Source organism: Gordonia neofelifaecis NRRL B-59395, from assembly GCF_000192435.1.
GTDB lineage: Bacteria > Actinomycetota > Actinomycetes > Mycobacteriales > Mycobacteriaceae > Gordonia > Gordonia neofelifaecis.
In genome coordinates, this window is record NZ_AEUD01000008.1 from 1 (window position 1) to 16,111 (window position 16,111).

Below are 16,111 nucleotides of genomic sequence, written 5' to 3' on the forward strand. Positions count from 1 at the left end.
GTCTTCGCTTCAACTCAGATGTTCACAACGTGTCGGGGAAGTACACCTAGGCCAGAATCGTCGCGAGTGCAGTGACCGCGCGCGACCACAGACACGACAACCGGTCGACGTCGGACGCCGAGAGCACTGTGGAGCAGTAGCGCCAGTTCGTCACCAACTGCGGACCGGCGTCCGTCCCGCGGACCACGGCGACCACGTCGAGCGCGTAGCGCAGCGGCAGGTCGGGCTCGGGGTCGGTGGGCAGGTACTCGTTCAGCTCCAGGTCGACGACCGGCTGCCAGGGGCCCGGGTCCTGGCCGGCGACGCCCAGATCGAAGCGTCCGAGGTAGTTGAACTCCACCTGCGGCTCGAGGCTCGCGACCAGGTCCGCGTCGCGCCCCGCATACCGCAGAAGTCCGTAGTCGAGGCCGCGATTCGGAATCGAATCGAGTTCCGCCGCAACATGATCGAGAATCGTCCGCCCCGCATCGGGTTCGGCTTCCAGCCGGTCGACGGTGAGCGACTCGCCGGCCGCCAGGCGGACCGGGAAGACCGTGGTGAACCAGCCGAGGGTGCGACCGGTGTCGATGTCGTCGCCGACCGTCGCATCCTCCCGACCGTGTCCCTCGAGCGCGATCAACGAACCCGCCGACGGGTCCTGTCCCCGTTCACTGCGCCAGGACGCGAAGGTCACCGCCAACGCCGTCAACAGGAACTCGCGCATGCCGATCCGCTGGTCGATGCCGTTCAGGACCGCCTCGGTGACGTCGACGTCGGTGAGAACCGGCGCGGATCGCAGTGCCGACCAGGCGTCCCGTCCGATCTCGGGACGGCGCTCGCCGATCACCGGGTCGTCGCCGACGACTTGGTCGCGCCAGTAGTCGCGCTGCGCGACGACCTCGTCCGATCCGGACCGGGCGAGCAGTCGCTCGCTCCACGCGCGATAGTCGGTGTACTCGGCGGTCAGGGCGACCGGTCCGCCCGCACTGACGGTGGCACCGGCCTGCGCGATGTCGCCGAACAGGATCTGCCAGCTGACGGCATCGACGGCGAGGTGATGGACGGCCAGCAGCAGGAGGTCGTCGCCGGCGTCCACCGGCACGCGGACCGCGGCGACCATGTGCCCGCGGTCGGGGTCGATGGCGTCGTTCGCCTCGCGGGCGGCGATCGTCACGAGTTCACCGGTGCCGCGTCCCGGTTCCCCCTCGAGCGCCCAGAAGCGGCTGGCCGCGTCGACCGTTCCCGGCTCACGGGTTACCAGCACACCGCTCTCGCGCGTGGATCGCAGCATGTCGTGGGCGTCCAGCAGCGACTGCAGGACCTCGACGACCTGCACGTCGGCGCACCCGTCGGGCAGGCGGAACAGCACCGTCTGGGTGAATCGCCGCCAATCGCCGCCCTCGTACATCCACTCCACGACCGGCAGAGCGGGCACCTCGCCGTACTCCCGTTCGGCGGCGATCCGCGCCAACTGCTTGCCGCGGCGGACCGCGGCGGCCAGATCGCGAACATTGGGAAAGGTCATCACGTCGCGGGCGGCGATCTCGTCCCCGCCCGCACGGATCGCGGTGACCAACGCCATCGCGACGATGCTGTCCATCCCGAGGTCGAAGAAGTCGTCGTCGGGACCGGGCCGGGTACCGAGCACTCCGGACACCGCTTCGGCGACGCGTTCCTCCACGTCATCCAACTGCCCACCGACGATCCCGCCACCGGAGAGCGCTGCGCGCGCCGACTCGGTCAGCAGGGTCGAGTCGAGCTTGCCGTTCCGATTGACCGGCAGCACCGGCAGCACGATGACCCGGGTCGGAATCATGTGCGACGGAAGCCGCTGCGCCAGTTCGCTGCGGACGGTGGTCGAGTCGAGCGCGGTGTCCGTCCCGGAGACGAAGCCCACCAATGCCGCGCCGATCGGCCGGTCCACGACGATCACTGCGGCGTCGCGGACACCGGAGACTGAGCGGAGGCCGGCCTCCACTTCGCCGACCTCGATCCGGTAGCCCCGGATCTTGACCTGGTCGTCGCCCCGCCCCACGAAGACGATGTCCCCGGCTGCGTTGCGGCGCACCAGGTCTCCGGTTCGGTACATGCGTTGTCCGGGTATGCGCGGATCGGCGACGAAGGTGGTCGCCGTCTGCCCGGGCCTGCCCTGGTAACCGCGCGTCACCTGATCGCCGGTCAGGTACAGCTCGCCGATCACACCGTCGGGCACGGGCCGCAGCCGGGAGTCGAACACCCGGGCGGTCATCCGGTCGGTCGGCCCGGCGATGGTCGGCACCGGCGACTCCGAGACGCGCGCGACCATCGCCTCGACGGTGGTCTCGGTCGGTCCGTAGCAGTTGAAGACGGCCGTGCGCGGGAGTGCCCCGAGCTGTCGCCACAGCGCCGGGCCGATGGCCTCACCGCCCAGCGCGAGGACGGTCAGCGTCGGGCGACCCGGTTCCCCCGACACCAGTCCGGCCGCCGACAGCTGGCCGAACATCGACGGGGTGGTGTCGATCATGTCGATGCCGCGTTCACCGAGTGCGGCGACGAGCCGGGCGGCGTCGCGCGTCTCGTCGTCGGAGAACAGGTGGACCTCGTGGCCGTCGAGCAGCGCGGCCAGCGGCTGCCACGAGGCGTCGAAGGAGAACGTCCACGCGTGGGCCACCCGCATCGCCCGCCCCAACCGCTCGCGTCCGACGGTCAGGACGCGGTCGCGGTGGTCCCGGGCGTAGCTCGCGAGCGCACCCTGCGTGCCGATCACGCCCTTGGGTTCACCGGTCGATCCGGAGGTGAAGATCAGGTAGGCGGCGTCGGTCGGATCCAGCGGCACGGGAACGAACGCCGTCGACGAGTCGGACGGCCAGTCCGACAGGACCGTCCGACCGGGGAAGAGATCAGCGAACTCGGAGTCGGTGAGGACCACGCCCGCGACCGACTGCGCGAGAAGGTTCTCGATCCGGGCGGCGGGCATCGAGACATCGATCGGCACGTACGCCGCACCGGCGAGCATCGCCGCCAGCAGTCCGACGACCGTCCGGCCGGACCGTCGCGGCGCCACCGCCACGACGTCACCACGACTCACACCCGCGGCCTGCAGTTCCGCCGCGACGGCGCGCGCCCGGCGAAGCAGTTCCGCGTACGTCCAGGTCCCGTCGTCGGCGACGAGTGCAAGGGCGTCCGGAGTTCGGTCCGCCTGTTCCGCGAACAGCCCGATCGCGGTGGTTCCGGCGGGCAGGGCGGTGCCCGCCGACGGCCTCGACGCCCACACCCTCTCGTGGTCGAGGAGCGCATCGAGGGTGTCCGCCGGCGCATCCGCGGCCTCCGGCAGGGCACGAAGCACCGCGATCATCCGCTCGATGACCTGGGCCGGATCGATCGGACCCAGCCACTCGGCGACCGACTCGGTCATCACGACCAGCTCGCCGTCGAGCTCGTAGGCGACGACCGTCAGCGGATAGTGCGACAGGGACTCCATCGCGAGTGGCAGGAACCGGGTGCCGTCGGCGGCGGTGACCGGTTCGGTGGCTGAACCGATGGGCGCGTTCTCGTAGACGAAGAGGGTGTCGAAGAGGTTGGAAGTGCCTGCGGTACGCGCGATGTCGGCGAGGCCGAGGAAGCCGAGGTCGCGCATCCGGGCCGCGGAGCGCTGCACCGCGGTGGCCGCCTCGAGGACCGTCGGCTGGGCGGCCAGATCGACACGGACGGGAACGGTGTTGATGAACAGCCCGACCATCTCCCCCGCGCCGGGCAGGCTCTGCGGTCGGCCGGAGATGGTGGTGCCGAAGACGACGTCGGTGCGGTCCGACAGCCTGCCGAGGACCACCGACCACGCGTACTGCGTGACGGCGGCCGGCGTCAGACCGTTGCGCCGCGCCCACCCCAGGATCCGGGCGGTCTCCTCGCGGTCGACGGTGCGGCGGTGTCGCTGCGGCTCGGTGACCGGGGTACCGGGTGCCCCGAGGAGCAGCGGGACCGCACCGTCGAGGTACGCGGACCAGGCGGTGAGTGCCGCCGCGGAGTCCTGCTGGGCGAGCCAGGCGATGTAGTTGCGGTAGGGCTTGACCGGCGGCAGGCCGTCCGCGCTGCCGCCCGCACTGTAGATCGACAGCAGTTCGCGGAAGAACAGGGCGATGGCCCACCCGTCCATCAGGATGTGGTGGGCGGTCAGGAGCAGTCGGTGGCGGCCGCCGGGCAGTTCGGCGAGCACCACGCGCATCGCGGGCCCGTGACGCAGGTCGAAGCGCTGCGTCCGTTCCGCGAGGGCGAGGTCATCGAACTCGTCGGGTGCCGTGACGACGGTCCGCCACGGCAAATCGACCTGTGACGGAACGATCTGCACGGGGTGCGGCACCCCTTCATCCCACAGGCTCACCCGGAGGTTGGGGTGACGTCGCATGACGGTGGCGACGCTGCTGCGGAGCTTTTCGGCGTCGAGTGGTCCGCTGATCTCCACGACGAATTGCATGCTGTAGACGTCGAGGCCGTCGCCCGCCATCTCGGAGAGCGAGAACAGACCCGACTGCAGCGGCGACAGTGCCAGCACGTCCTCGATCGCGGGCTTGGCCTGCGCGCCTTCCCGCTGTGCCGTCACTGCTGGGCCTCCCATGCCGAGCCGAGAGCCGAGAGCATGTCGGTCGACAGCCCCGACGCGGACATCGGTGAGGCGTCGTCGGGCTCCGGTCGTTCGTCGGCGGTTCCGGTCTCGTTGCGCGCGGCGTCGACAGCCTCGGCGAGTTCGGCGATCGAATAGTGATCGAAGATCTGCTGGGGATCGAGCGCGATGCCCGACGCCGCGGCGCGTGCCGACCACTGGATCGAGATGACGCTGTCGCCGCCGACGGCGAAGAAGTTGTCGTCGCGGCCGATGCCGGAGACGCCGAGGAGTTCTTCGAGCATGGTGACCAGCGCCCGTTCGGTGGCCGTCTCGGTTCCGCCGCCTGCTGTGTAGATCTCGGCGACCGGTGCCGCGGCGGGTGCGGCGGCGTAGTTGTCGATCACGAGCGAGCCCGGAGAGAGTGCGCGCAAGGTCTCGGCCAGGGCCTCGGACGCGCCGTCACCGTCGACGATCCAGGTGCCGACGGAGGCGCAATGGGTGAGGCCGGCGTGCGGGAGACCGGCGAGCGTCGCCGGTCGCGCCTGCACCCGGCGCGGCGAGTCCGCCGCGATCAGTCGGGCCAGCCGTGCCGGATCCTCCTGGTGCGCGGACCTGTCGAGCGCGCCGGGCAGCGGCTCGACGTCCAGTTGGCCGAGCGGCCGGTCCGGATGCCGGGCCAACTCGTCGAGCAGTCCGACGAAGCGGTCGGCGATCCCGCGGGCTGCGTCCTCGTCGTAGAGGTCGGCGCTCGCGACGAGTCGGCCGGTGAGGCCGCCGCCGTCGACGGTCGTGACGATGAGATTGAGGTCCAGATAGGAGGCGTCCATCTCCATCGGGAGAATCCGCATGCTCGTCTCATCCGACAAGTCGACAGCCGTGTCGCCTGCCGCATCGCGGAAGTGGATCATGCTCTGGAACAACGGATTCCGGGCGCGGGTGCGACGCGGATTGAGCGCCTCCACCAACCGCTCGATCGGCAGGTCCTGATGAGCGAAGGCATCGAGCACGGCGTCGCGCGAGCGGTGCAGCACGTCGGTGAGCGTCGGCTCGCCCGCCAGGTCGGTCCGCAGCACCACCATGTTCGCGAGCAGTCCGACGAGCCTCTCGGTTCCCGGATCGACTCGGCCCGCCGCGGGGGTGCCGACGGCGATGTCGGTGCCACCGCCGAGCGATCCCAGCGCAGCCGACCACATCGCGGTCAGCGCCATGAAGTCGCTGACGCCGGCGGCCGAGAAGACGGCCTTGAGACGGGCGTACCGCTCGGCGTTGATCGCGAAGTCCACCAGATGTCCGCGGTGGCTCAGCCCCTCGGGGCGCGCGCGGTCGGTCGCCACCAGGATCTCGTCCGGGAGTCCGTCGAGCCGTTCGCGCCAGAAGTCGATCTGCTCGCGGCCGTAGCGGCCGGCGTCGGCGGCCGGGTCCGCATCCAGACCGAACATCGAGTGCTGCCAGACCGCGAAGTCGGTGTACTGGGGACCGTCGGCCCGGGCAGCGAGCGCGGGACCACCCGTCCGCGCCCGATAAGCGGCGGCGAGGTCGGCGATGATCACCTCGGTACTGCCGTGGTCGACCACCATGTGATGGATCACCAGGACGAGGACCGAACCGGACTCCGATCGCACCAGATGCGGGCGCAGCAGCGGAGCCTCGGCGAGGTCGAAGACGACCGTCGCCGCCCGCGCCACCGCGGCCGCGACATCCGCCTCCTCGACGTCGCTGACGGTGAGTTCCACGTCGGCCCGCTCGGCGACGATCTGCACCGGCAGCCCGTCTACCTCCGTGAACGATGTTCGCAACGACGAGTGCCGTTCGACGACGTCCGCGACGGCTCCGCCCAAAGCACCGGTGTCGACCGGTCCGTCGATGCCGAGTTTCAGCACGATGTTGTCGGCCGCGCTCGCGCCGGTGAAGCGGTGGTTGAACCACATGGCGAGCTGAGAGAACGACAGCGGCGCACGACTGTCGCCGCTGCCTGCGGGCAGCGGCGGGGGGGCCCCCCTGACGTTCGTGTCGGTGTCGGCCGCGAGCGAGACGCCGCCGAATTCGGCGCTCGTCCAGTCGTCGTCGGCCCAGTCCTCCGCTCCGCCCGCGTCCAGGTCGATCCCGAGATCGGCCTGCGCCTTCTCGACGAGGACCGTCGCCAGTCCGGCCACCGTCGGATGCTCGAACGGCGTGCGGACGTCGACGTCCAGACCGAACTCCGACGACAGCGCGGTCACCAGTCGAGCGGCGAGCAGGGAGTGACCGCCGAGGTCGAAGAAGGAGTCGTCGGCGCCGACGGCCCGACCGCCGAAGAGCTCCGAGAACACCGCGGCCACGCGGCGCTGGGTGGCGGTGGCCGGTTCGACGAACTCCGCCGCCTCCACCTCGGGGACCGGCAGCGCTGCGCGGTCGAGCTTGCCGTGCACCGTGATCGGCACCTCGTCGATCACCACGACGGCGTCCGGCACCATGTGCGCGGGCAGGACCTGTGCGGCCGCGTCGCGAACGTCCGACGGCTCGACGACCACATCCGGCTCGGCGATCACATAGGCGAGCAGCCGGTCGTCGACGACTGTCACCAGCGACCGCTGCACCGTCGGATGCGCGGCCAGCACCGTCTCGATCTCACCGGGCTCGATGCGGAAGCCGCGGACCTTGATCTGATCGTCGGAGCGACCGACGAAGCGAAGCTCGCCGTCCGCGCCGCGACGCGCGAGGTCGCCGGTGCGGTACAGGCGCTCCCCCGGCGCGAACGGATCGGCGACGAAGCGCGCAGCGGTGAGTCCGCTGCGGCGCAGGTACCCGCGCGCCAGCTGACGGCCGCCGAGGTAGAGCTCACCGACGACGCCCTCGGGCACCGGCTGCAGGCCGCCGTCCAGCAGATGCGCCCTCACCCCGGGATTGGGTCGGCCGATCGGCACGACCGCCCCGCCGCGCGGCCCGTCGACACGATGATGCGTGGCGGCGACGACGGCCTCGGTGGGACCGTAGTTGTTGCTGAGGTCGGCGGCGAACGCCGTCGTGAATGCGTCGGCGACCTCGCCCGGGAGCGCCTCGCCGCCGACCGGCACCGTCCGCAGCGTCGTCCACTGCTTGACCTCCGGAATCAGCAGCAGCGTCGAGAGCATGCTCGGCACCATGTGCATCACCGTCACCTGCTCGCGGACGAGCAGATCGGCGAGATAGGCGATGTCGGTGAGCGCCCCCTTCTTCGGCACCACCAGTGTCGCCCCGACGGTCAGCGTCGCGAAGATCTCGAACATCGACGCGTCGAAGCTGACCGACGACGTCTGCACCAGCCGGTCGTCGGCGCCGACGACGCTGGTCGCACCGAAGGCGCGGAGGTGCTCGGCGATCGCCCGGTGCTCCACCGCGACGCCCTTCGGCGTGCCCGTGGAACCCGAGGTGTAGATGATGTAGGCCAGCGACGACGGGGAGAGCAGTTCGGGGACTTCGGCATCCGAGTCGGGCTCGGCGCTCAGCCGGTCGACTTCGTCGGCGTCCAGCACCAGCACCGGCCTCGCGTCCTCGAGCAGGAATGCGGCGCGGTCGGCCGGATAGTCCGGGTCCACCGGGAGGTAGGCCGCGCCCGCCTTGAGCACCGCGAGGGCGACGACGACGAACTGCGCACTCGCCGACATTCGCAGGGCGACCACCGGATCCGATCCGGCGAAGGCCTCCGGGTCGCGGGCGATCAGCGTGCGGGCGAGCCGCTCGGCGGCGGCATCGAGCTCGGCGTACGTGATCGTCCGATCGTCGGTGATCAGCGCCGGGTGCCCGGGACGCTCGCGGACCGCCGCGGCGAACATCCCGACGAGCGTGTGCGGATCGTCCGTCACGTGGGGGCCCGCCGCCGCCTCGACCGCAGCCGCACGACCGTCGGCGTCGAGCATGGGCACATCGCGGACCGCGGTATCCGGGCTTGCGAGAGTGCCTTCGAGGAAGCTCCGGTACGCGTCGAGCAATGACTCCGCATCGGCCGCAGTGAACCGGTCGGTCTGGTACTGGAGTTCCAGAATGGGCCGGTCACCGGAGACCACGGCGAACTCCAGCGGGAGCTGCGCGTTCGGTGCATGGAGGCCATCGAGGTGCGTCGCGGTCAGCCCGTCGAGGTCGAGACCGGTGAGGTCCCGGCGCAGTGTCAGGCTGGCGGACACGAGGCCGGCGAGGCCGCTTCGACGATCGTCGGCGAGTTCGGCCACCACGCGGTCGACGGGGGCGCGGCCCGCGCCCAGCGCGGCCGCGAGCGTCTCGCGCGAGCCGCCGATCACCTCGGTGAGCGTCGACTCCGGATCGACGGCGCCGCGCAGCAGCACCGTGTTGCCGAAGTAGCCGATCAGATCGGCCGCGCCCGCAGGCCTCAGGGTGGTGGGTACGGCGAGCAGCACGTCGGTGGCGCCGAACGCGCGATGGAGGAATGCCTGGGTCGCGGCGACCAGGACGGCGAACACCGTGGTGCCGTTGGTCTGAGCGAGGTCGGCCGCCGCCGTTTCGATTCCGGGGTCGAGCCGGCGATGCGCGCGACCGCTGCCGACGGAACCGGTGCCGCCGGGCAGGTCGAGCGGTTCCGGCGTCGGCCGCAGGGCCGCCGACCAGTACTCGAGGTCCGCGGCGATCTGCTCGTCGGTCGGATCCGGAAGGTCCGCGTACTGGCGCGTGATCGGCGGGAGGTCCGCGTCGGGGTCGCGGTACGTCGCCGCCAGTTCGGCGAAGAGGACGCCCCAGGAGTCGTCGTCCCAGGCGATGTGATGCACCGAGATCAGGAGCACGTGGCGATCCGCGGCTCGGGTGATGAGGGTGACCCGGATCGGACTCGACTCCGCGAGGCGGAACGGGCTGCGCGCCTCGCGCGCGGCCAGGACCTGCAGCCGACGGTCCGCCGCGCTCTCCGACAGCTCACTGAGGTCGACTTCCTGCCAACCGACCTCAGCGGCGACGCGGTGCTCCATCACCGGCGCGCCGTCGTCGTCTGCCAGATAACGCGCACGAAGCGTCTCGTGCCGTGCGATGACGGCGGTGAACGCGGCGCGGAGCCGCTCGACGTCGAGCCCACCGATCAACTCGAATGCGACGGAGACGTTCAGCGAGGTGTCGTCGGGATTCCGGTGGCCGGTGAACCACAGCCGGTGCGCCGCCATGGGGAGCGGCGTGCGGTCGCCGTCCGACCGCGAGGAGGAGGTTCGACCGGCGTCGTCACGCGCCAGACCGCCGTCCTCGAGCCGCTTGCGAAGGAGTTCTCGTCGGCGTGCGGCAAGGTCAATCGTCATGCCGATACTTTAGCGTAGCCTTACCTAATAGAAAGACCCGGGGCGGTGAGCCCCGGGCCTTGCACTCGAGTCGAGTCCTACAGATTGCAGGGGATGTTCGCGTACGCGCCGAGCGCGCAGACGGACTGGTTCGTCATCTTCCAGCGACCGTCCTTCCACACCCACTTCAAGGTCATGTAGTTGGGCTGATACCCCGGCGACGCCAGCTTCATTCGCGCGGAGGCGGTCTGGCCGTTCATCGTGACCGGGTCGACGATCTGATAGGTGAGCCCCATCGGCTTGAACTTCTTCGCGAGGCTCAGAATGCCCTGCGCCTGACCGACCGCACGGGAGCCGCCCTCCAGCCGCTCGGCCTTCTGCGCGTTCGACGCGCCGGAGCCCAGGAAGTCGAGGTCCGCCTGCAACTGCGCGGCGGTCGGCTTCGTCGGGCCGCTGGCCGCCTGCGACGTCGACTGCTGCTGCGGAGCCTGCGCTGCCGGGGCCTGTGCCACCGGAGCATCAGCCGCAGGCGCGTCGGCGGCCGGCACGTCGGCCGCCGGCGCGTCCTCGGCCGGAGCCTCGGACGACGACACCGCGCTGGTCGTCGCCGCCGGCGTCCCCGCCTGCGGCTGCTGCGCACCCAGGTTGACCACCGTGGCCGGCGGTTCCTGCGCCGTCGAGCGCGAGTTGCCGACGTCGCTCAGCATCAAGCCGACCAGACCGATGGCGAGAATGATCGCCGATACGACAGCGGAGATTCCCGCCGCCATCATCACCGTGGGCCAGTTGACCGCAGATCCGGCGCCACCGGCCGCAGCGGGTTCCGCCACCGGAGCCTCGGGCTGCTCCACGCGCTCTTCGTCATACATGCCGCAATTCAACCAAACTGCTAGAAGGTAAGTCTAGCCTTAGTATGGTTAGCCTGGTCACGGGTGCGCGTGGCGTGGAGCGGGCAGAGCGAAACCCGGCACCGTCCTCCGCGTCCCCGCCACCACAGCTGATGGACATATAGTCCACGAACAGTCCTCACGGGGACGCGCCGGTCACCAGCGCCGACCGCCTAACCTTCCCCAAGCTGGTCGAGCAGCCCCGGCGCGCAGCGCCTACACCCTCTCGGTGAGACGACCTCACGCCGCCGTATCCATCAGCGCCACCACCTCGTTCAGGCTGGCACCGCCGAGAATCGCCTCGACCGGCAAGTCGCACGCCAGGGACGCCTGCACGCGCTTGCGGAAATCGAGGGCCTGGAGGGAGTCCATGCCGAGGGCGACCAGTGGCGCTCCGGGGTCGATGTCGGACGTCGGCAAGTCCATCGCGACTGCGAGTTCGGCGACGAGATCGGTCATCAGATCGCCCGATTCCGCGGGGCCCGGCTGCTCGGCGACCGTCTCATACTCGGCAGTCTCTGGCTCGGCGACTTCGGCCGGCGGCGCGTCGAGCGGGCGCGGATCCTCCGCGACCTCGGGGGCACCGGCCACCAGGTCCAGAACGTCGGAGACGAGCGCGGCCGTTCCCGTCATCGCGAGCAGCGCGCGCAGATCCGGCCACGACGCCGCCATCACCTGCGCGTCGAATCCCCGGATGCCGAGCCCGGCGTCGAGCGCGGCCTGCGGCGCCATCGGCACCACCCCGGTGGCCGTCACTCGGGCCAGCCCGTCGGCATCCAGGGGGCCCTGCACGGCCCACAATCCCCAGCCGACCGCGGCCGCATCGACACCGACCGCCCGCAGTCGTGCGGCCTCGACTTCGAGCAGACGGTTCGCCGCCGCGTACAGCGCCTGATCGCGACCGCCGAGAGTGGCGGCGAGCGAGGAGCAGACCAGCACCCGCGGCGACTCGTCGAGCGCGTCGAGGATCCTGCCGAGCCCGCCGACCTTCGCGTCCAGCGCGCGATGCACGTCTGCGGCGTCGATCGCCGACAGCGGGCGGTCGACGTAGTCCAGGGCCGCGTGGACCGCCGTCGTGACGGTCCGCAGTCCACCGAGGACGTCCGCGACCGCAACGGCGTCGGTGAGGTCGATGCGCACCACGTCGACGCTCACCCCGAAGCGACGGGTCAGTCGGGCCACGGTCCGACGAGCCTCGTCGTCACCTCCCGAACGACTCAGCAGCGTGAGCCTGCGGGCACCGTCGCGGGCGAAGCGTTCGGCCATAGCCAGTCCGACCCGGCCGGTCCCGCCACTGATCAGCACATGGGCGAGATCGAGGTCATGGCTCGCCGGAACCTCCGCCGGAACAAGGCGTTTCACGTGAATCACACCGTCCCGCAGGGCCAGTGCCGATTCGCCGCCGACGTGGATCGCGGACAGCACGTCGTCGGCGGAGGCGGTCCCCTCGACTGGCAGATCGAGCTGTGCCACGCGGGCACCGGTCTGCTCGACCGCGAGACACCGCAGTGCGGCCGCGGCCGCGGCGTGGAACGGATCAGCGGCCTCGTCCGGGCCGACGGTCTCGCCGCCGGTCGTCGCCACCCAGAGCACAGCGGGAAGTTCCGTCAGCCCGCCGCGCCAGGCCTCATCGGCCAGGAGACCCGCGAGGTCCGCCTCTACGTCATCGGTGCCTGCAGGCAGGAGAAGCAGCGCGGCATCCACCTCGCCGATCTCCGCGCCCCCGTCCGGCAGCTGCCACGCGACGGCACCGTGCGACGGGGCGGTCTCGCAGATCGTGGCAGCGAATCCACGATCGGCGCCGGCGGGTGTGAGCACCGCGATGCGCTGCGGAGCGACGAGCTTGCGACTCGACGGTCGCTGCCATTCGGTGCGCAGCACCCGGACGTCGTGATCCGGGGTGGTCGTGGCCCAGCCGGGCCGATTCACGGGGTCGGTCGCACCGGCGTCGAACCGCGCCCACAGCCTCGTCTTTCGCATCGTGGAGTTCGGGAACCCCTCCAGCGGCAGGTGGCGGGTGCGGCCGGGGACCGCCCACCGCGACCAGTCGAAGGCGGAGTCGGCGACTGCGACGGCCAGGACGTTCTTCGTGAACAGCGAGTGGTCGGTGCATTCCCGGCGGCGGGTGCCCAGGATGGTGGTGCCCGTCGTCTCCGCGAGCGTCTCCGACATCGCGAGGACGAGAGTCGGGTGCTCGGCGATCTCGATGAACGTGTCGGCGCCGTCGGTGGCGGCGGTCGCGACCGCACGGTCGAAGCGCACCCGGTTGCGCAGGTTCCAGAACCAGTAGTCGCGGAGGGTCATCGTCTCGTCGATCGCCTCGCCGAGAGTCGCTCCGATGCACGGGATCCGCGGCGTGGAGAATCGTTCGCCGAGTCCGAACGAATCGAACGCGGTGACGAACTCGGCCGCGAACTTGCTGACGATACTGGTGTGCGCGGGGTATGCCACGCGGATCTCCTTGGCGAACTTCCCGTCGGCCTCCAGCGCGGCGATCAGTCCGAGAACGGCGGGGCGCTCGCCCGAGACGCACAGGATGTGCGCGGAGTTCACGACCGACAGCTCGATCCAGCCCGAGTTCCGCGCCAGGAGTGCTTCGGCCTCGTCGAGGCTGACCCCGAGGACGGCCATCGTGTACCCGCGCGGTGCGATCGCGTCGACGGCGCGCGCCCGCATGGTGACGACCACGAGCGCCTCGCGCAGCGATGCCACACCGCTGCGGACCGCCGCGGCGATCTCGCCCTGACTGTGCCCGACGGTCATCGCCGGCCGGACACCCGCGGCGTCCCACATGGCGGTGAGTCCGAGCATGTGCATGAACAGGGCCGGCTGCACCACGGTGACGTCGTCGGTCTCCACCGCTGCGTCGCGGCCGAGGACGTAGTCGATCGGCGACGTGCCGAAGAGTTCCATCGACGCCTCATGGCAGTCGTCGACGGCGGTCCGATAGGCGGCCGAGCACCGGTAGTCGACGGCGCCCATTCCCGGCCGCTGACTGCCCTGACCGGGGTAGACGTACGCGAACCGATGGCTCGCGGCGCTCCCCCTGACCACATCGGGGTGCGGCCTGCCGTCGGCGACGGCGTCGAGCGCGTCGAGCAGGGCGTCGCGGTCCGCCACCGCGGCGACGGCGCGATGACGCCGGACCGGACGGGCATCGAGCAGATAGGCCGCGACACGGTCCACGTCGACGTCCGGATGCTCACGCAGGTAACCCGCGACGGACGCCGCGTAACGCCCGAGGCGATCCTCGGCGTCGGCCGAGACGACCACCGGGACGAGGCCGTCGGGCAGCAGGTACTGGGAGCGGGACTGCGATGGCGACTCAGACACTGACGGCCTCCGGCATGTCGACGATGAGGTGGGCATTGGTTCCGGAGACGCCGAAACTGGAGACCGCGGCGGCGCGCCGCCCGTCCCGCGCGGGCCACGGCTCGGTGGCGGTCGCCAGACGCAGCCCGGAGGTCGGCCAATCGATCTCGTCGGTCGGGTCGTCGGAGAACCGACTGGCGACGATGGTCGCGTGACGGCCGCAGAGCAGCACCTTGATGAGTCCGAGGACGCCGGAGGCGGCTTGCGCATGCCCTGCGTTCGACTTCACCGAACCGACCGCAGCCGGATGCTGCGGGGACCGCGCGGCACCGTAGGTGTCGGCGAGGGCCGACAGTTCCATCGGATCGCCGAGCGTGCCCGTGCCATGTCCCTCGATGAGGTCGACGGACGCCGGGTCGATGCCCGCCGCGCCGATCGTCGCCTCGATCACCCGTCGCTGCGCCTGCGCACTCGGAACCACGATCGGTCCGCCACCGCCGTTGTGGTTCACGCGAGATCCGGCGATGACACCGTAGATCCGGTGCCCGGCGGCCCGCGCCGCGGCCGCCGTCTCGATGATCACCGCGCCCGCGCCCTCGCCCCAGACAGTGCCGGTGGCACCCGCCGAGTACGACCGACAGCGCCCGTCCGCCGCGAGGGCGTTGTTGCGTGAGAACTCGAAGAACGCGCCCGGTGAGCCCATCACGCAGACGCCGCCCGCGATCGCCCAGTCGCATTCACCGGATCGGACCGCCGCGGCCGCCTGATGGATGGCGGTCAACGACGACGCGCACGCGGTGTCGACGGTCATCGACGGTCCGGTGAGACCGAGTGCATGCGAGATCCGGCCGGAGACCGAGCCGAGTGCGGTGCCCGCGATCCGATGGCCCGAGTACTCGTTGACCGCTGCCGCGCGCGGCCCGTACTCCATGGCCGAGGCGCCGAAGAAGACGCCGACCTCGGCACCGTCGAGCGCGGCCGGATTGATGCCGGTGTTCTCGACCGCGCGCCACGCGACGCGCATCGCGACGCGCTGCTGCGGGTCCATCGCCGCCGCCTCACGCGGGCTCAGTCCGAAGAACTGCGGATCGAATTCGGCGGCGCCGTCGAGGAATCCCCCGGCGTCGGGCACCGCGCCCCAACCCGCGATGTCGTCGAGCGCGAGCACCTGGTCGATCGGCCAGTCCCGATCGCGCGGCATCGGGCCGATCAGGTCGGCGCCCGCGGCGAGCGCGTCGAAGAAGTCCTCGGGGGTGTCGATTCCGCCCGGTGCCTCTACCGCCATTCCGGCGATGACGATCGCGTCGTCGGCTGCGGCGGTGGGGGCCGCCTCGATCCGCTCGCTCACTTCGTGACTCCGGCGTACGGCGTCAGGAGCGCGACCAACGAATCCGGATGCTCGTTGAGGTAGAAGTGGCCGCCGTCGACCACGGTCACGTCGACGTCGTCCGCATGATCGGTCCACGAATGCAGCTGATGCGGCCGGATCACCGGATCATCGGCACCGCCGATCACCTGCAGCGGGACCGAGATGCGGACGTCGGCGCCGCAATCGTAGGCGTCGAACGCGCGATAGTCGGCGCGCAGCACCGGCAGCGCCATCCGCATCACCGATTCGCTGCCCATCACCGCGCCACCGGTGCCCTGCAGTCCGGTCAGATGCGCCATGAGCTCCTCATCGGAGTCGGGGTGCTCAGGCAACTGCGCCACCCGGCTGGGGGCGGTCGCCGCCGACACGATCAGTTGCTGCGGCGCCCGGCCGGCATCGGTCAGGCGACGCGTGAACTCGAATGCCACGATCGCGCCCATGCTGTGTCCGAAGACGACCGTCGGACGGTCGGCGAGCTCGGGGTCGGCGAGAAACGCCTCGACGGCTTCGACGGCGAGATCGGGCAGCCCGGTGGCCGCAGGTTCACGCATCCGGTCCTGACGGCCCGGGTACTGCATCACCCGGACGTCGAAACATGCGGACAGACGGCCGGAGAGATCCCGGTACGACGACGCCCCGCCACCCGCATGCGGAAACACGATCAGGATCGGCGCGTCCGGTCGGGCCGGCTTGTGGAAGGCTCGCAGGGCGGGAGCTTTACGGGTGGCAGTGGTCATGCGAGGGATCCAAGTCGTTC

Annotated in this window: 6 protein-coding genes; all 6 read right to left on the reverse strand. The window is 70.8% G+C overall.

Annotated elements, in window-relative coordinates; genetic code table 11:
* Positions 1-46 precede the first annotated feature (46 nt).
* Positions 47-4,555 carry a non-ribosomal peptide synthetase gene (locus SCNU_RS10355; RefSeq protein ID WP_009679318.1) on the reverse strand — a complete coding sequence of 1,503 codons (4,509 nt, stop codon included), beginning with the start codon at positions 4,553-4,555 and terminating at the stop codon, positions 47-49.
* On the reverse strand, positions 4,552-9,807 hold the full coding sequence (locus SCNU_RS10360; RefSeq protein ID WP_009679319.1) for a non-ribosomal peptide synthetase: 5,256 nt from the start codon (positions 9,805-9,807) through the stop codon (positions 4,552-4,554). The genes SCNU_RS10355 and SCNU_RS10360 overlap by 4 nt, the downstream gene beginning before the upstream one ends.
* 77 nt (positions 9,808-9,884) lie before the next feature.
* Positions 9,885-10,655 (reverse strand): MTB12 C-terminal domain-containing protein, encoded by a 771-nt coding sequence (locus tag SCNU_RS20605; protein ID WP_009679320.1) that lies wholly within the window; start codon positions 10,653-10,655, stop codon positions 9,885-9,887.
* Between the two features lie 258 nt (positions 10,656-10,913).
* A complete protein-coding gene (locus tag SCNU_RS10370; RefSeq protein WP_009679321.1) occupies positions 10,914-14,006 on the reverse strand; it encodes an acyltransferase domain-containing protein in 3,093 nt (1,030 codons plus the stop codon).
* Positions 13,999-15,333 (reverse strand): beta-ketoacyl [acyl carrier protein] synthase domain-containing protein, encoded by a 1,335-nt coding sequence (locus tag SCNU_RS10375; protein WP_009679322.1) that lies wholly within the window; start codon positions 15,331-15,333, stop codon positions 13,999-14,001. The genes SCNU_RS10370 and SCNU_RS10375 overlap by 8 nt, the downstream gene beginning before the upstream one ends.
* A complete protein-coding gene (locus tag SCNU_RS10380) occupies positions 15,330-16,091 on the reverse strand; it encodes a thioesterase II family protein (protein ID WP_009679323.1) in 762 nt (253 codons plus the stop codon). The genes SCNU_RS10375 and SCNU_RS10380 overlap by 4 nt, the downstream gene beginning before the upstream one ends.
* Between the last annotated feature and the right edge of the window lie 20 nt (positions 16,092-16,111).

Coding starts and splice junctions, on each gene's coding strand:
- SCNU_RS10360 (WP_009679319.1), bottom strand. CDS start 9,807: ATGACGATTGACCTTGCCGCACGCCGACGAGAACTCCTTCGCAAGCGG.
- SCNU_RS20605 (WP_009679320.1), bottom strand. CDS start 10,655: ATGTATGACGAAGAGCGCGTGGAGCAGCCCGAGGCTCCGGTGGCGGAA.
- SCNU_RS10380 (WP_009679323.1), bottom strand. CDS start 16,091: ATGACCACTGCCACCCGTAAAGCTCCCGCCCTGCGAGCCTTCCACAAG.